18 protein-coding genes and 1 riboswitch are annotated in these 21,553 nt (G+C 61.9%); of the genes, 9 read left to right on the plus strand and 9 right to left on the minus strand.

All coding sequences use genetic code 11. From position 1 onward, the window contains the following. Positions 1 to 85 precede the first annotated feature (85 nt). Both AYK65_RS08640 and AYK65_RS08645 read right to left on the minus strand, forming a co-directional pair. Positions 86 to 898, minus strand: coding sequence for an ABC transporter ATP-binding protein (locus AYK65_RS08640; RefSeq protein WP_046120885.1), 813 nt, complete (start codon positions 896 to 898; stop codon positions 86 to 88). A gap of 13 nt (positions 899 to 911) precedes the next feature. Next, positions 912 to 2,066 (minus strand): ABC transporter permease, encoded by a 1,155-nt coding sequence (locus AYK65_RS08645; RefSeq protein WP_026613944.1) that lies wholly within the window; start codon positions 2,064 to 2,066, stop codon positions 912 to 914. A 68-nt stretch (positions 2,067 to 2,134) separates the two neighbouring features. On the opposite strand from AYK65_RS08645, the gene AYK65_RS31575 reads away from it, so the two are divergent. Continuing rightward, positions 2,135 to 2,323: a hypothetical protein gene (locus tag AYK65_RS31575; RefSeq protein WP_139793151.1), complete on the plus strand. Its 189-nt coding sequence runs from the start codon at positions 2,135 to 2,137 to the stop codon at positions 2,321 to 2,323. Here AYK65_RS31575 and AYK65_RS08650 read toward each other — a convergent pair. Both AYK65_RS08650 and AYK65_RS08655 read right to left on the minus strand, forming a co-directional pair. Next, complete coding sequence (locus AYK65_RS08650; RefSeq protein ID WP_026613943.1) at positions 2,290 to 3,504, minus strand: MFS transporter; 1,215 nt, start codon at positions 3,502 to 3,504, stop codon at positions 2,290 to 2,292. The two genes, AYK65_RS31575 and AYK65_RS08650, sit on opposite strands and share 34 nt — an antisense overlap. 121 nt (positions 3,505 to 3,625) lie before the next feature. Beyond that, positions 3,626 to 4,468 carry a UDP-2,3-diacylglucosamine diphosphatase gene (locus AYK65_RS08655; protein ID WP_046120884.1) on the minus strand — a complete coding sequence of 281 codons (843 nt, stop codon included), beginning with the start codon at positions 4,466 to 4,468 and terminating at the stop codon, positions 3,626 to 3,628. A 180-nt stretch (positions 4,469 to 4,648) separates the two neighbouring features. On the opposite strand from AYK65_RS08655, the gene AYK65_RS08660 reads away from it, so the two are divergent. The 4 genes from AYK65_RS08660 (at position 4,649) to AYK65_RS08675 (ending at position 10,073) form a co-directional block, all read left to right on the plus strand. Next, positions 4,649 to 6,961 (plus strand): NADP-dependent malic enzyme, encoded by a 2,313-nt coding sequence (locus tag AYK65_RS08660; RefSeq protein ID WP_046120883.1) that lies wholly within the window; start codon positions 4,649 to 4,651, stop codon positions 6,959 to 6,961. A gap of 223 nt (positions 6,962 to 7,184) precedes the next feature. Beyond that, entirely contained in the window at positions 7,185 to 7,922 is a 738-nt protein-coding gene (locus tag AYK65_RS08665; protein WP_026613940.1) for an autoinducer binding domain-containing protein, read from the plus strand. Between the two features lie 157 nt (positions 7,923 to 8,079). Next, positions 8,080 to 8,724 carry an acyl-homoserine-lactone synthase gene (locus AYK65_RS08670; RefSeq protein ID WP_026613939.1) on the plus strand — a complete coding sequence of 215 codons (645 nt, stop codon included), beginning with the start codon at positions 8,080 to 8,082 and terminating at the stop codon, positions 8,722 to 8,724. A gap of 242 nt (positions 8,725 to 8,966) precedes the next feature. After that, on the plus strand, positions 8,967 to 10,073 hold the full coding sequence (locus tag AYK65_RS08675; protein ID WP_081158180.1) for a DUF2865 domain-containing protein: 1,107 nt from the start codon (positions 8,967 to 8,969) through the stop codon (positions 10,071 to 10,073). A gap of 60 nt (positions 10,074 to 10,133) precedes the next feature. Here the strand turns inward: AYK65_RS08675 and bluB are convergent, their stop codons facing one another. From bluB to AYK65_RS08690, 3 genes are all read right to left on the minus strand, one after another. After that, positions 10,134 to 10,850, minus strand: a complete 717-nt coding sequence (gene bluB, locus AYK65_RS08680) for a 5,6-dimethylbenzimidazole synthase (protein ID WP_046120882.1) — start codon at positions 10,848 to 10,850, stop codon at positions 10,134 to 10,136. Between the two features lie 44 nt (positions 10,851 to 10,894). Beyond that, positions 10,895 to 11,104: riboswitch (cobalamin riboswitch) on the minus strand. Positions 11,105 to 11,317: 213 nt separating this feature from the next. Continuing rightward, on the minus strand, positions 11,318 to 12,145 hold the full coding sequence (locus tag AYK65_RS08685) for a TolB family protein (RefSeq protein ID WP_081158207.1): 828 nt from the start codon (positions 12,143 to 12,145) through the stop codon (positions 11,318 to 11,320). Between the two features lie 3 nt (positions 12,146 to 12,148). Further along, entirely contained in the window at positions 12,149 to 13,831 is a 1,683-nt protein-coding gene (locus AYK65_RS08690) for an NAD+ synthase (RefSeq protein ID WP_046120881.1), read from the minus strand. Between the two features lie 267 nt (positions 13,832 to 14,098). On the opposite strand from AYK65_RS08690, the gene AYK65_RS08695 reads away from it, so the two are divergent. The 4 genes from AYK65_RS08695 (at position 14,099) to AYK65_RS08710 (ending at position 19,553) form a co-directional block, all read left to right on the plus strand. Next, positions 14,099 to 16,021, plus strand: a complete 1,923-nt coding sequence (locus AYK65_RS08695; protein WP_046121030.1) for an LTA synthase family protein — start codon at positions 14,099 to 14,101, stop codon at positions 16,019 to 16,021. Between the two features lie 329 nt (positions 16,022 to 16,350). After that, positions 16,351 to 16,773 carry a TadE/TadG family type IV pilus assembly protein gene (locus AYK65_RS08700; RefSeq protein WP_026613933.1) on the plus strand — a complete coding sequence of 141 codons (423 nt, stop codon included), beginning with the start codon at positions 16,351 to 16,353 and terminating at the stop codon, positions 16,771 to 16,773. 1 nt (position 16,774) lies between these two features. Next, on the plus strand, positions 16,775 to 18,511 hold the full coding sequence (locus tag AYK65_RS08705) for a pilus assembly protein TadG-related protein (protein WP_081158181.1): 1,737 nt from the start codon (positions 16,775 to 16,777) through the stop codon (positions 18,509 to 18,511). A 139-nt stretch (positions 18,512 to 18,650) separates the two neighbouring features. After that, entirely contained in the window at positions 18,651 to 19,553 is a 903-nt protein-coding gene (locus AYK65_RS08710; RefSeq protein ID WP_081158182.1) for a helix-turn-helix domain-containing protein, read from the plus strand. A gap of 6 nt (positions 19,554 to 19,559) precedes the next feature. On the opposite strand, the gene AYK65_RS08715 is transcribed toward AYK65_RS08710, so the two are convergent. Further along, positions 19,560 to 19,955 (minus strand): GFA family protein, encoded by a 396-nt coding sequence (locus AYK65_RS08715; RefSeq protein ID WP_046120878.1) that lies wholly within the window; start codon positions 19,953 to 19,955, stop codon positions 19,560 to 19,562. A 108-nt stretch (positions 19,956 to 20,063) separates the two neighbouring features. After that, on the minus strand, positions 20,064 to 21,437 hold the full coding sequence (locus AYK65_RS08720) for a class II 3-deoxy-7-phosphoheptulonate synthase (RefSeq protein WP_046120877.1): 1,374 nt from the start codon (positions 21,435 to 21,437) through the stop codon (positions 20,064 to 20,066). Positions 21,438 to 21,553: the final 116 nt, after the last annotated feature.

Below are 21,553 nucleotides of genomic sequence, written 5' to 3' on the forward strand. Positions count from 1 at the left end.
CGACTACCTTTGCGGCCCCTGCCGCCCTTTCACTCTGCTTTGCCGCCCGCCTCTGCCGGCAATCTTTGCGTTCATCCCCGCTGCGTCAGGCGCTCTCGTGCACGATCGCCCGCGCGCGCTTGCCGCGGAAATAGGATTTTACCCACGGCTCGTCGCAGGCGAGCATGTCCTCGATGGTCCCCTCGACCAGAACGCGCTTCTGACCGAGGACGGCGATCCGGTCACAGACCGAGAACAGGCTGTCCAGATCGTGTGTCACCATATACACGGTCAATCCAAGCGTGTCCCGCAACTTGGCGATCAACTCGTCGAACTCCGCCGCGCCGATCGGATCGAGGCCCGAGGTCGGCTCGTCGAGAAACACGAGGTCAGGATCGAGCGCGAGGGCACGCGCAAGCGCCGCGCGCTTGATCATACCTCCGGAAAGCTCGGACGGATATTTCTCCGCTGCCTCCGGCGCCAGCCCGACCAGCTCGATCTTCAGGCGCGCCAGTTCATCCATTAGATCTTGCGGCAGGTCGAGATATTCGCGCATCGGCACCTGAATATTCTCACGCACCGTCAGGGCTGAAAAGAGCGCGCCGTGCTGGAACAGCACGCCGAGGCGCATATCGAGGGCGATGCGCTCGGCTTCGGTTACCTTGTCGTAATCCGCACCAAGAATCTCGATCTTTCCCGAGCGCTTCGGCAGAAGCCGCAACACCGTGCGCATCAGCACCGACTTGCCGGTGCCCGACGCGCCCACGAAGCCGAGAATCTCGCCGCGCAGGACCTCGAGATTGAGCTTGTCGAGGACGATATTGTCGCCGAAACCGACCGTCAGGTCGCGAACGGAAAGAACCGTCTCGCGTCTCTCGGCCGCCGCATCCGGTTGTTTCTCCATCACCGCCTGAACCATGTTTCGCTCGCTTTCAGAAGTCGATTGCCGCGTAGAACATGGCAAACAAACCGTCGATCAGGATGACGACGAAGATCGATTTCACGACCGATGAGGTCACCCGGCGTCCGAGCGACTCGGCACTGCCGCCGACTTTCAGCCCCTCGACTGCGGCGACGACGCCTATGATCAGCGCCATGAAGGGGGCCTTGATCATGCCGGCCGCCACCGACGAGAAATCGATCGCCTCCTGCAATCGCGCCAGGAACGTCGAAACCGTGATGCCGGAATACGCCCAGGCGACAAGTGCGGCACCGACGAGGGCGGCGAAGTTCGCGATGACCGTCAGGAGCGGCAATACGATCGTCAGCGCCACAAGGCGCGGGAAGACGAGAACGCCGACGGGGCTCAAGCCCATGACCTTCAGCGCGTCGACCTCTTCGCGCATTTTCATCGAGCCGATTTCGGCGGTGATCGCACTCCCCGACCGGCCGGCAATCATGATCGCCGTGAGCAGTACGCCGATTTCCCGCAATTGCAGGATACCGACGAGATCGACGACGAAGATTTCCGCGCCGAAGGAGCGGAGCTGGAAGGCGCCCTGCTGCGCGATGATGGCACCGATCAGGAAGGACATCAGCGTGATGATCGGCGTCGCCATGACGCCCATGCGGTCGATCTGATGAACGATTGCCGCCGGCGAGACGCCCGCATGGCGCCCTAGCTTCATCTGTGCGCCGCGGACCGCCGAGCCGAGGATAAACATGGCCGCGACCGTATCGGTCCATATCGACACCACCAACTCGCCTACCGGAGCAAAGAGCCGCTGGAAAAGCGGCACTCTGGTTGCATCGCGCTCCGGCAACGGGAGTTGCGACGGCAGAGCGCGGACCAATTCGACATATCGCTGGCCACCGCCGCTGAAGCGGACCTCGCCGCCCGCCTCGCTGCCGATACCGTTCATGAAGCGCCGGATGATCCATGCGCCGGCCGTATCCATGGCCGTGATGCCGGAAAAATCGAACTCGTTCTGCCCGCCGGCGGGCTTGCCGAGCCGCTTCAGCTTCGCGGCCATAGCTTCCGCCGTCTCGTGCCGCCACGCGCCGCTGAACACGTAGCGCCGGCCGGGTCCACCGGCGCCCTCGTCGAGGACGACGTCGGCTGCGATCTGGTTTTGGGCGCTCGTCACGTGATCTCGATCTTCCGATTCATTGCTTGCATATTCTCTTAAACCAGATTCGATCAAAGGACAAAATCATGCAGAAATTCAAAGTCGTAGAGTGGCTTTATTGCGACAGAAAAGACACATGGCGCTACGACGCACGTAAAAGTCGCTGCGCCATCCTTGCGGGGCAGGATGGAAACACTCAACAGGTGCTCAACCGCATCCCGAAGATCGGATCTGCGCCCCGCTACGAGGTCTTTTCGGCGGCGGCGAGGCTCTGAGGGCGAAGATACCAGCCGGCAAATGCAAAGCATGAGCCCGACAGGGCCACGACTGACATGGAATAGAAGCCGTTCACGCCGAACCAGGCGTAGAAATACCCCGAGAGAAAGGTGAAGATCGCGGTAAAGATGCCGGTGTAGAAGAAATAGAGCCCCTGGGCCGAGGCCTCCTGCTCTTCGGCGACGCGCTCGACCAGCTTGTGCTGCATGCCCGTATGCATGATCGCGTAGGTGAACGCATGGAAGCACTGGAGAACGAAATAGCCCGAGAATCCCAGGTCCATCGGGAAGATCAGCCAGCGCACGACCGCCAGAAGACAGCCGGAGAAGATCATCGTCCAGACGCTGAAGCGTCGCACGATTGCCCTGGCGAAGAAGAACATCAGCACTTCCGCCGCCACGCCGGCACTCCACAGGGCGCCGATTTGCATGCCGCTATAGCCGATCTGCTGCCAATAGATGGCTGAGAAGGCAAAAAGCATCGCGTGGCTGCTGTTGACGAGCGTGACGCCTACCAGGAGCAGTTGCAGATCTGTTTGACGCAGCGACTGCGGCGGCGGTTCCGTCAGCGCCGTGATCGGCGACGGACGGCGTGGGCGACCAACCCGAGGCGCCGCGAAGGCCATCAGGATCGTAAGCCCGAATGCTGCCGCCATCGCCGGCAGGACCATCGCCCCGCCGATGAGGCCGATGAGCCAGCCGCCGATCATGGTGGCGCCGATGAAGGCGATCGATCCCCAGACGCGCATCTGCGCATAGTCGAAGCCCCAGCGCCGCACGCCGGAAAGCGCGATCGCCTCGACGATCGGCAGATAGGGTGAATAGACTGCCGATTGCAGCGTGTAGATGAGGAGGATCGGCCAGAAGCTCGGCGCAAAGAAGAGCACAATGGCCGTGGCGAAGGACAGACAGCCCGACCAGATCAGGACGATCGTGCGTTCGCCGAGACGGTCGGCGAGGACTCCCGCCAGCGGCGCCGTGAACACCCGAACAAACATCGGAAGCGCCAGCACCACGCCGATTTCGAAGTCGCTCAAGGAAAGCGTGCTGAGCCACACCGGAAAATACGGCATGGCAAAGCCGTTGACGATCAACGGCGCGCAGAAGAGCAGCGCGATGCGGAGCGTGAAATGGCGCGGCGGAGGCCCCACGGTAAATGTGGGCGCAGGCGAGGGAATCATGGGGAGACCTGATGGCTGTGTCCGACACCTAGCACGACCGCGTGGCCGCTTGCTATTGGCTAGTTTTCGCTACACAGCACCGACTTGCTGCGGATAATGGCGGCGCCGCAACATGGACCGATCAGGCGGCAGCCCGCTGTGCAAGGCGCCGCGCCGGTATCTTTTCGCCCTCGCCCATCCGGTCGAGCGCATCGCCGCGCATCTGGTGCCAAGTGATAAGCTCCATGGTGCCGTCGTAGTGCTCGGCGATCGCCGTGCAGCTTTCGACCCAGTCGCCCGTGTTGATGTAGCGGATGTCATCGATGTCCTCGATAACGGCATGATGAATGTGGCCGCAGATGACGCCCTGCGCGTCATGGCGACGAGCCTCCTCGGCTACGACCTTCTGGAATTCGCCGATGAAGTTCACCGCATGCTTGACCTGCAGCTTGGCCCAGGAGGAGAACGACCAGTAAGGCATGCCGAGACGCCGGCGTATGGCAGCAAGGCCGATATTGATGGCGATCGCCATGTCATAGGCCCAATCGCCGAGATAGGCGAGAACGCGTGCGTTGCGCACGACGACATCGAACTCGTCCCCATGCAGCACGAGATAGGTCCGCCCGTCCGCGCCCCGGTGCAGGTAGCGCTGCGCCACCTCGATGCCACCGAAGTGCACGCCGGGGAAATCCCGTAGGAATTCATCGTGATTGCCCGGAACGTAAATGATGCGGGCGCCCTTTCGCCCCTTGCGCAAGAGCTTCTGCACGACATCATTGCACCGTTGCGGCCAATACCAACTGCGCTTCAGCCGCCAGCCGTCGACGATGTCGCCGACCAGGATGATGGTCTCTGCCTCATGATGGCGCAGGAAATCGAGGAGATAATCCGTCTTGGCCGCCTTCGAGCCCAGATGGACATCGGAAATGAAGAGCGTCCTGAGTTTCCGAACCGGTTCTTGTTTGGATGCCGATGCCGTCAGCATGCCAGCCTCACCTTTGTTTGTGCCGTCTGAGAACCGTGAAAACCAGACTCGTGTTTCAGGATGATGACACGGCGCGTGCAGGCGGAGGCCGCGCCCGTGCAAAAGAACCACGGCAAAAACTGTACGCGGTCGGGATTTCGTGCCAAAAGGCCTCGATCTTGAACTCGAGGACTGCAAGGCATGAACACGGGCGACAAAGCAAAATCCCAAACCGTTCCGGCGAGCGGAGACATCGATCAGCAGGCACTTTTCTTCCATCGCTATCCCCGCCCGGGCAAGCTCGAGATCCAGCCGACCAAGCCGCTCGGCAACCAGCGTGACCTGGCACTGGCCTATTCTCCCGGCGTCGCCGCGCCCTGCCTCGCCATCAAGGATGATCCTGAGTCCGCTGCCGACTTCACCGCGCGCTCCAATCTCGTCGCCGTGGTATCGAACGGCACCGCCGTTCTCGGTCTTGGCAATATCGGCCCGCTCGCCTCCAAGCCCGTGATGGAGGGCAAAGCCGTTCTCTTCAAGAAGTTCGCGGGCATCGACGTCTTCGACATCGAGATCGACGCACCCACGGTCGATCGAATGGTCGATGTCGTCTCGGCATTGGAGCCGACCTTCGGCGGCATCAACCTCGAGGACATCAAGGCGCCCGAATGTTTCGAGGTGGAGCGGCGCCTCCGCGAGAAAATGGAAATACCGGTCTTCCATGACGACCAGCACGGAACCGCGATCATCGTCGCCGCCGCCGTGCTGAACGGGCTGGAACTCGCCGGCAAGGATATCGCCGAGGCGAAGATCGTCGCCTCCGGCGCCGGAGCGGCGGCCCTTGCCTGCCTCAACCTCTTGGTGACCCTCGGTGCGAAGCGCGAAAACATCTGGGTCCACGACATCGAAGGCCTCGTCTACAAAGGCCGCGAGGTGCTGATGGACGAGTGGAAGGCGGTCTACGCCCAGGAGAGCAACAACCGCGTCCTCGCCGACTCGATCGGCGGCGCCGACGTTTTCCTCGGGCTCTCGGCCGCCGGCGTCCTCAAGCCCGAACTGCTCGCTCAGATGGCCGAGAAGCCTCTGATCATGGCGCTCGCCAACCCGACGCCGGAGATCATGCCGGAGGTGGCCCGCGCCGCGCGGCCCGACGCGATGATCTGCACCGGCCGCTCGGACTTCCCGAACCAAGTCAACAACGTTCTCTGCTTCCCGCACATCTTCCGCGGTGCGCTCGATTGCGGCGCGCGTACGATCAATGAAGAGATGAAGATGGCGGCGGTGCGCGCTATCGCCGGGCTCGCGCGCGAGGAGCCGTCGGATGTCGCCGCGCGCGCCTATTCCGGCGAAACGCCGGTCTTCGGTCCGGACTACCTCATCCCCTCGCCGTTCGACCAGCGGCTGATCCTGCGCATCGCCCCCGCCGTCGCAAGGGCCGCCGCGGAGAGCGGCGTCGCCAAGCGCCCGATCCAGGATTTCGACGCCTACCTCGACAAGCTCAATCGCTTCGTTTTCCGCTCGGGCTTCATCATGAAGCCGGTCTTCGCCGCGGCCAAGAACGCTGCGAAGAATCGCGTCATCTTCGCGGAAGGAGAAGACGAGCGGGTGCTGCGCGCAGCCCAGGTGCTGCTGGAGGAAGGGACCGCGAACCCCATCCTGATCGGCCGCCCGCAGATCATCGAAACACGCCTTCGCCGCTATGGCCTCAGAATCCGCCCCGATGTCGATTTCGAAGTGGTCAATCCTGAGGGCGACCCGCGTTACCGCGACTATGTCGACGATTATTTTGCGCTTGTCGGCCGCCAAGGCGTCATTCCGGAGGCAGCCCGTACCATCGTGCGTACCAATACGACGGTGATCGGCGCGCTCGCGGTCAAGCGCGGCGAAGCGGATGCACTGATCTGCGGCGTCGAAGGACGCTACAGCAAGCATCTGCGCGACGTGTCGCAGATCATCGGCAAACGGCCCGGCGTGCTCGACTTTTCGGCGCTCAGCCTCCTGATCTCACAACGCGGCGCGACCTTCTTCACCGACACCTACGTGAGCTACAATCCGAGGGCCGAGGAGATCGCCCAGACGACGGTGATGGCCGCCAATGAGATCCGTCGCTTCGGCATCACGCCGCGGGCCGCGCTCGTCTCGCACTCGAATTTCGGCTCGCGCGATTCAGAAAGCGCCTTCAAGATGCGCGCGGCGCTCCATCTCGTCCGCGAGCTCGCTCCCGATCTTGAGGTCGACGGCGAGATGCATGGCGACGCCGCGATCTCGGAAACCCTGCGGCAACGCGTGATGCCGGACAGCACCTTGAACGGCGAAGCGAACCTGCTCGTCTTCCCCAACCTCGATGCGGCCAATATCACGCTCGGCGTCGTCAAGACCATGACCGACAGTCTTCACGTCGGCCCAATCCTGCTGGGTTCGGCACTGCCGGCCCATATCCTGTCGCCGTCCGTCACCTCGCGCGGCGTCGTCAACATGGCCGCGCTGGCTGTCGTCGAGGCGAGCCATCCCGTTTAAGGGGCGGCCCGATCTGCCCGATCAAAGCTAAGTTCAAAGGCCGAAGCGAGCATCTTTGCTCGCTTCCCTGCTTCAATGGCAGTGAAAGCCGGTTTCCTACGGCCAGGAATTCAATCCAAGATTGTAGCGCCTGCACGGCTTCACCGTTTACGAAATATAGCACTAGACAAAGGCCGCCGCCCTAACCCATGTTTATTATAGGGGCAAGACTCGGTGTTACGGCATGACTAATCAACAGGCTGTCCTCGATCTGCTGGATATCGTGGAATACGGGGGGTGCGCAGAACCGGAGCGCTTTTTCGCCCTGATGCGTCGCACCTTCAATATCGCGCACCTCCTTTACCTGGAGGCGGAGCCCCTGTCCGACGGCCTCAAGGTCTGCCGCCTGCACCATACATTCGGCGCCTATGCTGCCGAAATCTACCTGTCGAGAGGACTCTATCGGATCGATCCGATCCTCAAGCTCGCTCTCGGGGGTGTCAGGCCCGTGGAATGGGCAACCGCGCGGCGCCGTTTTCCTGAATGCGAGCCACTCTTCGAGGCGGCCGAAGAAATCGGCCTTTCCACCGAGGGCGTGGCGCTGCCGCTTCCCTCGCCTGCCGGCCGCCTCGCGCTGCTCGCGATCAGTGCCAACATGTCTCCCGCCGAGTGGGCGACCTACCGCCGTTGCCATCTGCGTGACTTTCAGTTGGCCGCCAACCTCTTTCACGCCTCCATGCTGGAACATTCGGCAATGGCGGGCGCGCTCGACGAGCGCGACCTGCGCCTGACCGGCCGCGAGACCGAGGTACTGACCTGGTCGGCGGCCGGCAAGAGCTATTGGGAGATCGCGACGATTCTCGGCATCTCCGAGCGCACCGTGCGTTTCTTCATGACCAATGCCCGTCGCAAGCTCAATGTCGTCTCCAACACGCAAGCGGTGGCGCAGGCCGTTCGCCACGCCCTGATCCCAACGATCTGACGGGTTTTCGCTGCCGACCGGCTGCGGTAAACCACCCACAGCCCCACAAATCTATCGGGAAAAATTACTGAATTAAACTGTCACTATCGACAGTTACATGTGTCAGCCGAGCCTGACAGCATCACTCTATCGCGCAAATTAACGCATGGAGCGAAAGATGATCAGGATCGTGAATGGAAACGCTCGCGGACAGCACCCGCAAGTCATCGACGAGATGTTTCGGCTGCGCAAGCGCGTATTCCACGACTTCTTGAAGTGGGACGTCAAGACCCAGGGCGACTGGGAAATCGACCACTACGACAAGGCAAATCCGCTCTACGTCATGTCGTATTCGCCGGAGAGCGGAAAGCTGCGCGGGTCCCTGAGGCTCCTGCCGACACTCGGACCGAACATGCTGGACGACACGTTCCCAATCTTGCTTGGTGACAATCCCGAAATCCGCAGCGCATCGGTGTGGGAATCGAGCCGCTTCTGCATCGATCCGGACATCTCCCAGGATCGATCGTCGAACCAGGTGACGGTGGCCGCTGCCGAACTCATGTGCGGCGTCGGCGAGCTGAGCCTTGCCTCAGGCATCAGCCATATCGTCACGGTCACCGATGTCTTCCTCGAGCGGATGTTTCGCCGCATGGGTTGCCCGGGGGAGCGTATCGGCGAACCGCAGCGGATCGGCTCCGTTTACGCGGTCGCAATTGCTTGGGAAGTGAGCAGGAATCTCCTCGAAACAATGAAGGCAGTCGCCGCGATCGAGGGCACCGTCCTCGAACGCCCGATGTCGCTCGAAACGGCGCGAGCCGCCTGACATCGCTAGCCGGGTCGCAACGCGCGTCGCATTCAATGCGACGCGCTTTTAGGTGTTTTTGCATCTCGCTGCTGCAAAGCCGCTGCACTCTGCGCGACGTGCCTAAGCCGCGCGGATGCTCCTTCGCGATTGCCGTTAACGCAACGCCGCTCTTGTCGTTGCACCATCACGACGAGGGCCTATGATAGGCTGGACAAGCGGCAGTCGATGGAACGAGCCGCCGCAGCCTAGGAAGAAGACGCGTGTCAGTGTCCCGGAAGGTGGCATCCCGGAAGATCGCATGCATAGCGGCCGCGCTTGCGTCGCTGCTGATGACGGCCGAAATCTCACTTGCATCGGACGTTTGCGGCCGCCTCAACGCCCGCCTCGCGGAGCTTCCTGCAAATTTCAGAACGAACGCCAGCCTGCGCGATTTCACCGGCGCGGTCTCCCGCCAGAACATCGAGCTGCGCCGTGCGAAAAATGAGCGCCGGCGCATGGACTGCAGCAATGGCAGTGTCATCATCGTGGGCGGCGATAGCGACGCCTGTGCAGCGCTGGACGACACGATCGCCGAGATGGAGGATAACCTTCGAAGGCTGAAGGCGCAGCGACGGCATTTGATCGGCGACGGCAGCGACGACATGCGCCGGCGTATCCTTGCGGCAATGGAAATCAACGACTGTTCGAGGCCGCCGGATGAGGGCCAACTCGCCAGTGCGACTGGCGAGGAGACTGAGATCCATCGCAACATCCTCAGAGACCTGCCGCCGGACAGTGAAGATTATCCGCTGCTGCTCGACGGCCCAGGAACGGCCGAATATCCGCTCGTCGAGGACGGCGCGAAGGGCAGCCTCCGGACCATGTGCGTACGCACCTGCGACGGCGCCTTCTTTCCAATCTCGTCAAATGCCACGCCGGCCGATTTCGGCCGCGATGCCGAGCTTTGCCGCACGCGGTGTCCCGGAGCCGAGACGGAACTCTATTATCACGTGCTTGCGACGGAGGAGGCAGACAAGATGATCTCCGCATCGACCGGTCGCCCCTACACCGAACTTCCGGCCGCCTTCGCCTATCGCGCCCGTGATGTCGGCGCCCCCGGCATTTGTGGCTGTCAGATTCCGAGCGTCGCTCCCGGTTCCGACAACCCAAAAGGCTCGTCCTCAAACAATCTTACCGTCGTCAGCCCTTCGGTCGTAACCATCGGCACGGCAAAGAAGTCCTCAGCCAAACCGGTTGAGGAGCGTCCCTATGATCCGGCGAAGAGCAAGGTGCGCGTGGTCGGTCCGACTTTTCTTCCGCAGCAGGAAAGCGCGATCGACCTCAAGCACCCGCTCGGACCGCGCTATCAGCCGCTGCAGGACAATTGATACAGCCATCGAAATCAGATGTAGGAAACGAAAGCAAAGCTTCGAATCGGCTGGCTTATCTCAGTCGGGAAGACAGCCTTGCGACACGCGGCCTTGGGGAAGACCCCACCCTTCCTCGAAGACGAGATCCTCGAGCGGCAAGCGCTGACGCCAGCCCTTTACGGCGAGCTCCGGCTGCAGATAGAGCCTGTCGACGAAGCCGAGGCAAAGCCAGGCAACGATCTCGATATGCTCCGGTATCCCCAGGATCTCCTTGACCTCGCTTTCGTGGAAGATGCTCACCCAACCGACGCCCACGCCTTCCGCCCGTGCGGCAAGCCAAAGGTTCTGCACCGCGCACACCGTCGAATAGACGTCCATCTGCGGATTATGGGTGCGGCCGAGAACGACCGTACCGCCGCGCGTGCGATCGCAGGTCACGCAGATGCTGAGCGGCGCCTTGCGAATGCCTTCGAGCTTCAGCGAGCGGTATTTCTCCTGCGCCTCGCCTGAAAACATTCGGACCGCCTCTTCATTGGCGCGCTGGAAGGCCTGCCACACCCTTTCGCGTGTCTCGGTCCGACGCACGAGCACGAAATTCCATGGCTGCATGAAACCGACCGAGGGTGCCCGATGTGCTGCGCCAAGCAGACGGGCGATCAGCTCTTCAGGCAGTGGTTCGGGACGGAATTCGTCGCGCACGTCGCGGCGCGTTTCGATGGCACGGTAGACGGCAGCGCGCTCGTCCGGCGAAAAAGCTCCGGCAACCGCCAGGCAGCCGCTTTTGTCAATGAGCATCGTTCGACCCCCAACAATGCACAACCTCCCCGCCGTCCGCGCGGGGCGGTCCATCTCGCCAGGCCGGTCTTCTGACTTTGGATCATCCGCTCGCACCGCCTTCCCAAATCGCTTCAAGATTCAGTGGAAAAAGCGCTGAAAATTCAGAGCTTTCTGGCACGACCGTCCCCATCACAGCGTTGGGCACGTCCCGGAATTGCACCGGCTTCCCGATTCTCCCGCGTGTAGCGGGCACCTAGCGCGGGCATATGGCCACAGGCCCCAGAGAAAGGCAAGACTAACGGATGCACCGTCGGCTTAATGCGGCGCTGTCGGGTGCGGCGAGGCGCTCATGGGCGACCATTACCGACTGGTCGAAGCAGAACGCGGGTCGGGCCCGCCGCCCTCGCGGAAGTCGCCGAAGCCATATCGAACTGCTCCGGGTACCCGACGAGCACACCGCGATCCGATCGATCTGGCCACCGGCACTACCGCTCCGGTTGATACCGCACGAAAGCAAAGGCGTCGCCAGAGGGAGACCAGTTCGGGACGTTCATCGTTCCCTGCCCGCCGAAGAGCTCGAACAGAACATGCGCATTGCCGCCCTCCGGGTCCATCAGGCGCAGCCGTACATCGAGGTCTCGTGGATGATCGAAGACATCGCCGTCATAGGAGAGCACGAGCAGATGCTTGCCATCCGGTGACGGGTGCGGAAACCAGTCACCATAGGGGCTGTTCGTGATACGCTTGACATCGCTGCCGTCGGGTCTGACCCGCCAGATCTGCATGCGCCCGGTGCGGCTTGAATTGAAATAGATCCACTCTCCGTCCGGCGACCAGTCCGGCCCGTCATTGCGGCCTTCGCCGTGGGTCAGGCGCCGTTCGTCGCCGCCGTCGACCGAAATCGTGTAGATGTCGAAGACCTGGTCGCGGATACCGCAATAGGCGAGCGCGCGGCCGTCGGGCGACCAGCCGTGCCAATAGGAGGGCAGATTGCGGGTGACGAGCCGCGGTGTCCCGCCCTCCGCCGGCAAGAGATAGATCGCCGACTGGCCGAATTCCGTCTTGTCGCTGATCACGAGCGTGCTTCCGTCCGGCGAGATGCCGTGATCATTGTTGCATTGGCGGGCAAAGCCCGTGTCGATCTCAGTGGGCTCGGAGCCGTCGAAAGCAAGCCGATAGAGCCTGCCATTGCCATTGATGACGAGAAAATTGCCATCCGGTGACCAGTTCGGTGCCTCGACGAGCCGATCCGTCTGCCAGACGATACGGGTCTCGCCGCCCGCGACGTCGAAGATCTCCACCGAACTGCGCATCATCTACCCCCTGTCGCGGAAGCGGTTGGTGATCGGATAGCGTCGGTCGCGACCGAAATTCTTCTTGGTGATCTTCACACCGGGCGCCGACTGCCGGCGCTTGTATTCGGCTATGTAGAGCAGATGCTCGATCCGATGGACCGTTGCCTCATCATGCCCACGGGCGACGATTTCCTCTGTGCTCATCTCCCTCTCCACCAGGCACTCGAGAATGTCGTCGAGCACCGGATAGGGTGGCAGCGAATCCTGGTCCGTCTGATTGGGGCGCAGTTCGGCAGACGGCGCCTTGTCGATGATGTTCTGCGGAATGACCTCGCCGGATGGCCCAAGCGCACCGGGGGGCACCGCGGTGTTGCGCCACCGCGCCAGCGCGTAGACCTGCATCTTGTAAAGGTCCTTGATAGGGTTGAAGCCGCCATTCATGTCGCCGTAGAGCGTCGCATAGCCGACCGACATCTCCGACTTGTTACCCGTTGTCACCACCATCGAGCCGAACTTGTTGGAGATCGCCATCAGGATCGTTCCACGCGTGCGGCTCTGCAGGTTTTCCTCGGTGATACCGGATTCGGTTCCCTCGAACGCGTCGGAAAGCGCGCTGAGGAAGCCTTCGACGGGCTCCTCTATCGCGACGATATCGTAGCGGCAGCCGAGCGCCCTGGCGCAGGCCTCGGCATCTTTCAGCGACTCCTGCGACGTATAGCGATAGGGCAGCATGACCGTGCGAACCCGTTCTTCGCCCAATGCATCCACCGCGAGGGCAGTGCAAATCGCCGAGTCGATGCCCCCCGACAGGCCTAGAATGACATTCTTGAAGCCGTTCTTGTTGACGTAATCCCGGAAACCCAGCATGCACGCGCGGTAATCCGCCTCCTCGCCTTCCGGAATACGCGAATTGAGGCCATTGCTCGAGCTCCAGCCGTCCTCGCCCCTTCTCCATTCGGTGACGGCGATCGCCTCTTCGAACTGACTCATCTGGACGGCCAGCGACTTGTCGGCGTTGAAGGCGAAGCTCGCCCCGTCGAAGACCAGTTCGTCCTGGCCGCCGAGCTGGTTGGCGTAGATCATCGGCAGACCGGTCTCGATCACCTGTTTCAGGACCACCTGATGGCGTACGTCGACCTTTCCGCGATAATAGGGCGAACCGTTCGGTGAAAGCAGGATTTCGGCGCCGCTCTCCTGGAGCGTCTCGCAAATGCCGAGATCGCCCCAGATGTCCTCGCAAATCGGGATGCCGATACGCACCCCGCGGAAGTTGACGGGCCCCGGCATTTCACCGGCGTCGAAAACGCGCTTTTCGTCGAACTCGCCGTAGTTGGGAAGGTCGACCTTGTCGCGCACGGCAATGACCTTGCCTCCGTCCAGCACCGCCACGGAGTTGTGCCTGAGGCCGGCGGCCTGACGGGGAAAGCCGATGACGACTCCCGGCCCGCCGTCCGCCGTCTCCGCCGCAAGCTTCTCCACCGCCTGCTGGCAGGCCTTCAGGAATGCCGGTTTCAGGACGAGATCTTCGGGCGGGTAACCGGAAACGAAGAGTTCGGTCAAAAGCAACAGGTCGGCGCCCTGGCGTGCCGCTTCAGTGCGCGCTTCACGCGCCTTCGCCAGATTGCCGGCGATGTCGCCGACCGTTGGATTGAGCTGTGCCACGGCGATCCGTAGCGTTGAAGGAACGGCGTTCTGTGCAGTCATGGGGCTGGCCTGTCGGTCTTTCATCACGATGCATAGGGCAATCGCGATGTTCTTACCGCATCCCGCGGCAAAAAACCCACACCCAATCGCGAACAAAACCCAAAATTCCTGAAAATTCTGCCTTTTCCGCATCTTACGCCGGCGGAGAAAAATCTTTCACGCCGCACGGAACCGGCAGATGGTCGAGCTCGTTCGGCCATTCATCCCCTGTTCAAGATGACAGTCGTATGACAGTTAGACGAAATATTTATGAAATTGGAGAAGTCGTTGGCCCCTATCGATCCCGCCACCGCGAGAGGTTCTCAAGTCTACGTCGATAGACCAGGCTTTTCCTTAAGACATACGAAGACATTGGCAGGAACGCGCAGTGCGTTGCTCACGCTTTTCATGGCCGCAGCGCTCGTCTTCGCCGTCGAATTCATCGTACGTCAGTCCGTTTCCGAAACGGTTGCTTATTTCCTCGATCCGATGCGCCCGGCCTGGACAACGGTTGCGGCCTTCTTTCTTACGATGCTGGCGCTCGATGCGCTGTTCGGCCGTGAGCACAAGGCTGCGCTCGTCGTCGCGCCCCTTGCCGTTCTCCCGGCGTTTATCTGCCAGCAGAAGCAGGTCTTCCTGTCCGACCCCCTTTACCCGACGGATTTCCTTTTCGGCCGGCAGATCATGGAACTCATGCCTGTTCTCGTGAAGGACAGGCCGTGGACCGCGGTCGGCGTCGTCGCGGGCGTGATCGCTGCGATCGTCGTCGGCGTCCTGCTTCTGCGCTATGCCTGGCGGAACTTTCCCAAGCTGGCGCGGCGCGAGCGTTTCGCGCGGGTGGCCTTCGCGCTGCCGCTGCTCGTCGCTTTCTGGAATATCATGGACTACAACCAGTTCTCGTGGATCCGCGACCGGCTGAGGGTCGTACCCATCATGTGGGATCAGACCGAGAACTACCGACACAACGGCTTTGCGCTTGCCTTCGCAATCAATCTTCCGATGGCCAATGTCAGCGCCCCGCCCGGCTACATGGCGGATGCGATCGACCGCATTCCGGTCAAGCCCCTGCCGGCCGGAACGACGCACCGCGGCAAGCCGGACGTGATCGTACTCATGAGCGAGTCCTTCTGGGATCCGACTCGACTTCCCAACGTGAAGCTGACGCCCGATCCGATGCCGACGGTCCGCGAACTGCAGGGCGGCAATGTCTTCTCGCCGGAGTTCGGCGGCATGACGGCCAATGTCGAATTCGAGGCGCTGACTGGTTTCTCGAATGCGTTTCTGCCCTACGGCAGCATTCCCTACCAGCAATATATCCGCAATCCGATCCCGTCCCTCGCCACCTTCTTCCGCGGCGAAGGGTATGTCTCGCGCGCCATCCATCCCTTTCAGGGCTGGTTCTGGAACCGCACGGCCGTGTACAAGTCCTTCGGCTTCGACATGTTCAGGTCGGAAGAGAACATGCCGCCCATGCAGAAACGCGGCATCTTCACCTCGGACGAGGCGTTTACGAAGGAGATCATCCGCCAGGCGGATGACATGGAGGATCCGTTCTTCTTCTTTGCCGTAACCCTTCAGGGTCACGGCCCCTACGAGCCCAACCGCTACGCGAAGAATACGATCAAGGTCGAGGGCAATCTCCCGGAAGCCGACCGCCAGGTGCTCGCTACCTATGCGCAAGGCATCAAGGAAGCCGACGACAGCCTGAAGATGCTGATGGACTGGGCCAAAAAACGCGACCGCGAGACGATCATCGTGCTCTTCGGCGACCACCTGCCGCCGCTGAACACCGTCTATACCAGCACCGGCTACATGAAGGACGTGACGGCCGAGCGCAAAGGCCCGAAGCATCAGATGAAGGCCGAGCACGAGACGCCGCTTGTCGTCTGGTCGAACAAGACCGGGCCGAGGAAGAACATCGGCACGATCAGCCCGGCCTTTCTGTCCTATCAGATCCTGAAGCAGGCGGGCTATGAGCATCCGTACTACACCGGTTTCCTCGGCAAGGTTCACGACCACTTCCGCGTCCTTGACCGCTATATGCTGATCCGCAAGAACGGTAAGGACGTCGCGGATTGGCTGCGGCAGCCGAAGATCCCGCCGTCGCTGCGCGACTATCGTTTCCTGCAGCACGACATGATGTTCGGCAAGCGCTACAGCACCGAGCGCTTCTTCAAATCCCACGCCGAGCTCTACCAGACCGGCTCCTAAGCCTGGCGAGGACATCCTGTCCCTGCCACTGCCCAATGCGGCCCGGCTGCACAACGCCTCGCGTCACCACAACACAATAGAGCGCGCCCCCATCGGCGCGCTCTGAGTGTTTCCGGCGTGCGGGCGCCGTCAACAGCCTCAAGGTCCTGGCAAATGCGGCAAAACTCACCGCGAAATCAATTAAAAGACGAATAAACAACATCTAAAAAACACGGAAAATCAACAGCGAAGCACTGGATTAAGAAAGTATAAAAAAATTAACACTTAAGGCGCACCCTATGAGTGCAGAGGATACTGCACTGTAGCAATGATTGCTCGGAGATGTTGGCATGTCCGTTTTCAAGCGCCTCCTCGGAAGCCGCAATGGTGCTGCGGCTATCGAATTCGCGGTCATCGCACCGCTTTTCTTCATGTGTGTGCTCACATTGATTGCCTATGGCATTTATCTCAGCGCCGCCCATTCCATACAGCAGATCGCCGCAGACGCCGCACGCACGGCGATTGCCGGCCTCTCCGAGGAAGAACGCGAGCGCCTTGCGACCGATTACATCCGTCGCACCACGATGAGCCAGACCTTCATCCAATCCTCCCGCATGAGCGTCAGCGTTCGCGACGACGCGAACAACGCCAACCAGTTCACCGTCACCGTTACTTACGACGCCAGTGATCTGCCCATCTGGAATCTTTTCACCTTTGCCCTGCCCGGCGAGCAGATCGAGCGCTACGCGACGATACGGGTGGGAGGAATCTGACATGCTCACAAGGACGAACGCCATCCGCCGTTATCTGACGTCGCGCGGCGGCAACATCGGCGTTTCGGCGGCGCTCGTCATGCCGCTCCTGATCACGTCGATGGGGCTCGGCATCGACTACGGCTACCTCACGCTGCAAAGGCGCGAGCTGCAGTCGGTGGCGGACCTCGCAGCGATTGCGGCCGCTGCCAATGTCATCTCCGCCGAACAGGCGGTGCTCGCCCACTTCAGGAACAACGGCCTGAACTTCGCCGTGTCGACATCTTCCGGCCTGATGACGGTGGACGGTAAGGTCTTGACGAGCGACGTTGAAACCGCCGGCGAGGGTGTGGCAACGATCGTGCGCGGACGGTATGTTCCCGACCCGGAAATCGATGTTGGCCAACGCTTCATCAAGGATGCGGTCCCCGCCGACGCGGTCCAGGTGATGCTGGAGAAGAAGGGCGAGATCTTTCTCGCAGCCCTGTTCAGCGACCCGCCGGACCTGGGCGTCATCGGCACCGCGGCGAGTTCCAAGGTCGCCGCCTTTTCCGTCGGCTCCCGTCTCGCCAGCCTCAACGGCGGTCTGCTGAATGCCATCCTCGGCCAGATGCTCGGCACGAGCGTCTCGCTCAAGGTCATGGATTACGAGGCGCTGATCGACGCCGATATCGAAATCCAGCCCTTCCTCAAAATCATCGGCACTCGCCTCAATCTCACGGCGGCCTCCTACGAAGACGTGCTCACGGCCGAGCTGACGATGCCGCAGCTCGTCGGATCGCTGCGGCTCGTGCAGGGCCTTTCCGGCACCGTGAGCTCTGCACTGAAGAGCCTTGAGCTGGCAACGGCCGGCGACAAACGGACTTTCACCCTGGCGCAGATTCTCAACATCGACCCGAAGAAAAGCCTGAGGGTCGACGGCGGTTCCGACTGGTCGATGAAAGTGAGCGCGCTGCAGATCGTGTCGGCGGCCGCGGCGATAGCCAATGGCGAACATCAGATCGCCCTCGATGCCGTTGCCGGCCTGCCGGGAATCGCATCGGTCAACGTCAGGCTCGCGATCGGCGAGCCGCCGGTGGAGACGCCGAGTCACCGCCTCGGCGCGCCCGGCACGGCCGTGCGCACGGCACAGACGCGCCTCGCTGTCGAAGTCAACGTCAACGGTCTTGCAGCGCTTGCGGGCACGCGCCTGCGCCTGCCGATCTATGTGGAGCTCGCGCATGCGGAGGCGAAGCTGTCGGATATCCGCTGCTACGGCGGAACGCCAGAGAATGCTGCCGTCGTCGTGGATGCGGTTCCGGGCGTCGCCGAGATCGCCCTCGGAGAGGTCAACCCCACGGTTCTCTCCAGTTTCTCCTCGGACGCGCGGGTGACCCCTGCCCGCCTCGTCGATTTGGCCGTCCTCAAGATCGACGCCATCGCTCACGTCGAGTCGAAGAACCTGCAGGCATCCCGCCTCGCCTTCAGCCCGCGCGAAGTCGCTGCACGCGCGACTAAGAGCGTCTCCACCAAGGACATCCTCGGCTCGGCCACCCAGACCTTGCTCGGCAATCTCGACGCGAAAATCAACGTGGGCGGAGCCCTGTCGCTCGGAACCCCGACATTGCTGCAGCAGGCCCTCGCGCAAACCCTTGGCGCCGCAACAAAGCCGATCGACGAGTTGCTCTATAACCTGCTTCTCCTGGTCGGCGTGCGTGTCGGGGAGGCCGACATCCGGGTCACCGGCGTCAAATGCCAGCAACCGGTCCTTGTCCAATGAAACTGAGTTAAACTTTATGTGAAACAAGACAGCGGCCTTGCGCATTCAGGACAACGCGTGAATCTTAGAACTGGATTGCATCGGTGCACGGGACGATTGTGGCGCATGGATGCATGGAGATTGGGGGCACACGCGACAGATGCAGCGCCTTGCGAGCAAGGAAAGCGCCGAGCAGAAAGCTCCGCTCGGTTTCACAGTGGATGCGTTGCTGGATAATCCGGAGTTCCTGCAGGTCCTGCAGGCGGGCGCGCGTACTCTGATTTCCGTGAACGATCTCTTCCCGCGCATTGCTCGCTTGGTGGCCTCCCATCAGAAATGGATGCTTACCCAGGCAATCTATGCCCTGCATCTCGAACGCGATCGCGACAATCCGGACTCAGGCATCACGGCCGCGCGGCTGCTCAAATTCATGCGCGATACCGGCTGCGCCAGCCGCAATACCGCGGCCGCATTCCTGGCCGAACTCGTCGCCTATAAACTGCTTCGCCCGGCAGCCGGCGGGCGCACGAAGAGAGCGCGTCCGCTCGAGCCGACCGAGATCAGCCAGGATGCCATGCAGCTTTGGTTCAAGAGCCAAATGAGCACGCTCGACCTGCTGGACGGCGGGTCGAGGGTTCAACGGGTGGAAACCGATATTACGATTTTCGAGCGCGCCCATCCGCTTGCCGTGCGGCGCCTCCTGTCCGATCCGAAATGGACGAAGCCGCCGGAAAGCGTCGCCGTCTTCGTCTGGTCGGAATCTGGCGGAGTGATCCTCGACGATCTCATGGCACGCCCGCCGAGCCTGGCGCCGGACGAAGGCAACGTCTCGATCGAGGTCAATCTCGCGAAGCTTGCCGAACACTATCTGATATCGAACACGCATGTCCGCCGCCTGTTCACCTATGCAGAATCGGGCGGTTTTGTCGGCAAGCTGGATGACGGCAGGCGTGGTCGATTCTGGTTGGGCGCTCGGCTGATTGAGGAATACGCCTTCTGGCAGGCGGTCAAGTTCGAGGCGCTCGCCAGCGCCTTCGACCGGGCCGCCGCCGCACGGCCCTGAACGGCGTCACGGCGAGCCGGCAAAGCGCGGAAGGTCGTCACTGATATCGTAGTAATCGGCCTTATCGGCGCAAAAGATATGATAGCCGGGCGTGAGCTCGGTCGGTGTGTCGAAAGTGCCGGCAAGGATCGACGTGTAATCGAGCCCATCCGCCTTCCAGAACAGCGCCGAGCCGCAGTGGCGGCAGAACCCCCGCTGCGCCTCACCGCTCGAGCGGTACCAGGTGACGTTGTCGGCGCCCTCAAGTTCCAGATCGCTGTCGAGTACATTGGTGGCCGCGTAATAGAGCCCCGTTTGCTTCCGGCATTGCGAGCAGTGGCAATAGATCAGCTCGCGCAGCTTCCCCTGCGTCTTGAACCGCACCGCCCCGCAAAGGCAGCCGCCCCGATGAGTTTCCGTCATCTTTCTCTCCCTCAGCAATGAAAAGCCGGGCCAGCTATCAAGCTTGGCCCGGCTCGTGTCAAATTCAGACAATGCGTCGGTACTTCAGAAATTTTGAACCAACGAGACTCAGCCGTTAACGACCATCTTCTTCTCGTCGCGGCCGCCCTTCATGCGTTCGGCAAGCAGGAAGGCCAGCTCGAGCGCCTGATCCGCATTGAGACGCGGATCGCAATGGGTGTGATAGCGATCGGCGAGATCGTCGCCGGAAAGCGCGCGCGCACCGCCCGTGCATTCCGTCACGTCGTTGCCGGTCATCTCGATATGGATGCCGCCCGGATGCGTTCCTTCCGCGCGGTGGATCTGGAAGAAGCTTTCGACCTCCGACAGGATGCGCTCGAACGGACGGGTCTTATAGTTGTTGAGCGTGATCGTATTGCCGTGCATCGGGTCGCAGGACCACACGACCTTCTTGCCCTCGCGCTCGACCGCGCGGATGAGACGCGGCAGGTGCTCGGCAACCTTGTCGTGACCGAAGCGGCAGATGAGCGTGAGCCGGCCGGCCTCGTTGGCCGGGTTCAGAATGTCGATCAGTTCCAGAAGGCCGTCTGCCGTCATCGACGGACCGCACTTCAGGCCGATGGGGTTCTTGATGCCGCGGCAGTATTCGACATGCGCATGGTCCGGCTGGCGCGTGCGGTCGCCGATCCAGATCATGTGGCCGGAGGTCGCGTACCAGTCGCCCGAAGTCGAATCGACGCGCGTCAGCGCCTGCTCATAGCCGAGCAGCAGCGCCTCGTGGCTTGTGAAGAAGTCCGTCTCGCGCAGGCTCGGGTGGTTTTCCGAAGTGATGCCGATCGCCTTCATGAAATCCATTGTCTCGGAAATCCTATCGGCGAGCTTGCGGTAGCGCTCCGCCTGCGGGCTGTCCTTCACGAAGCCGAGCATCCACTGATGGACGTTTTCGAGATTGGCGTAACCGCCCATCGCGAAGGCACGCAGGAGATTGAGCGTGGCCGCGGACTGGCGATAGGCCATGATCTGCCGTTCCGGATTGGGCAGGCGCGCCTCCTCCGTGAACTCGATGCCGTTGATGATGTCGCCGCGGTAGCTCGGCAGCGTCACATCGCCTTGCTTCTCGACCGACGAGGAGCGCGGTTTGGCGAACTGGCCGGCAATACGGCCGACCTTGACGACCGGCTGCTGGGCACCGAATGTCAGGACCACGGCCATCTGCAGGAAGGCGCGGAAGAAGTCGCGGATCGTATCGGCGCCGTGCTCGGCGAAGCTCTCGGCGCAATCACCTCCCTGCAGCAGGAAGCCGCGTCCTTCGGCGACGTTGGCAAGGGCGCTCTTCAGACGCCGAGCCTCACCGGCAAAGACCAGTGGCGGATACTTCGCGAGACGTGCTTCCACCGTCTCGAGCGCTGCGAGGTCCGGATAGTCCGGAACCTGCTGAATGGGTTTTTGCCGCCAGCTATTCGGAGTCCAAGTCTGTGCCATTTCCGTCACCTGTTGTCCGACGCGGATAGGCCCGCGCCACGCCCCTGCGACCGAGGCCGCCCGGCATTCGGATTTCCATACATCCGCTCCGCCAGCCCCGCCGATCCGAGCGCTCG

This window comes from Ensifer aridi, assembly GCF_002078505.1.
GTDB classification, from domain to species: domain Bacteria; phylum Pseudomonadota; class Alphaproteobacteria; order Rhizobiales; family Rhizobiaceae; genus Sinorhizobium; species Sinorhizobium aridi.

Bases quoted from the DNA above. Each gene is read 5' to 3' on its own strand.
- AYK65_RS08640 (WP_046120885.1), bottom strand. From the start codon at position 898: ATGGTTCAGGCGGTGATGGAGAAACAACCGGATGCGGCGGCCGAGAGA.
- AYK65_RS31575 (WP_139793151.1), top strand. From the start codon at position 2,135: ATGCAGAAATTCAAAGTCGTAGAGTGGCTTTATTGCGACAGAAAAGAC.
- AYK65_RS08650 (WP_026613943.1), bottom strand. From the start codon at position 3,504: ATGATTCCCTCGCCTGCGCCCACATTTACCGTGGGGCCTCCGCCGCGC.
- AYK65_RS08655 (WP_046120884.1), bottom strand. From the start codon at position 4,468: ATGCTGACGGCATCGGCATCCAAACAAGAACCGGTTCGGAAACTCAGG.
- AYK65_RS08660 (WP_046120883.1), top strand. From the start codon at position 4,649: ATGAACACGGGCGACAAAGCAAAATCCCAAACCGTTCCGGCGAGCGGA.
- AYK65_RS08665 (WP_026613940.1), top strand. From the start codon at position 7,185: ATGACTAATCAACAGGCTGTCCTCGATCTGCTGGATATCGTGGAATAC.
- AYK65_RS08670 (WP_026613939.1), top strand. From the start codon at position 8,080: ATGATCAGGATCGTGAATGGAAACGCTCGCGGACAGCACCCGCAAGTC.
- bluB (WP_046120882.1), bottom strand. From the start codon at position 10,850: ATGCTCATTGACAAAAGCGGCTGCCTGGCGGTTGCCGGAGCTTTTTCG.
- AYK65_RS08685 (WP_081158207.1), bottom strand. From the start codon at position 12,145: ATGCGCAGTTCGGTGGAGATCTTCGACGTCGCGGGCGGCGAGACCCGT.
- AYK65_RS08690 (WP_046120881.1), bottom strand. From the start codon at position 13,831: ATGACTGCACAGAACGCCGTTCCTTCAACGCTACGGATCGCCGTGGCA.
- AYK65_RS08700 (WP_026613933.1), top strand. From the start codon at position 16,351: ATGTCCGTTTTCAAGCGCCTCCTCGGAAGCCGCAATGGTGCTGCGGCT.
- AYK65_RS08705 (WP_081158181.1), top strand. From the start codon at position 16,775: ATGCTCACAAGGACGAACGCCATCCGCCGTTATCTGACGTCGCGCGGC.
- AYK65_RS08710 (WP_081158182.1), top strand. From the start codon at position 18,651: ATGCAGCGCCTTGCGAGCAAGGAAAGCGCCGAGCAGAAAGCTCCGCTC.
- AYK65_RS08715 (WP_046120878.1), bottom strand. From the start codon at position 19,955: ATGACGGAAACTCATCGGGGCGGCTGCCTTTGCGGGGCGGTGCGGTTC.
- AYK65_RS08720 (WP_046120877.1), bottom strand. From the start codon at position 21,437: ATGGCACAGACTTGGACTCCGAATAGCTGGCGGCAAAAACCCATTCAG.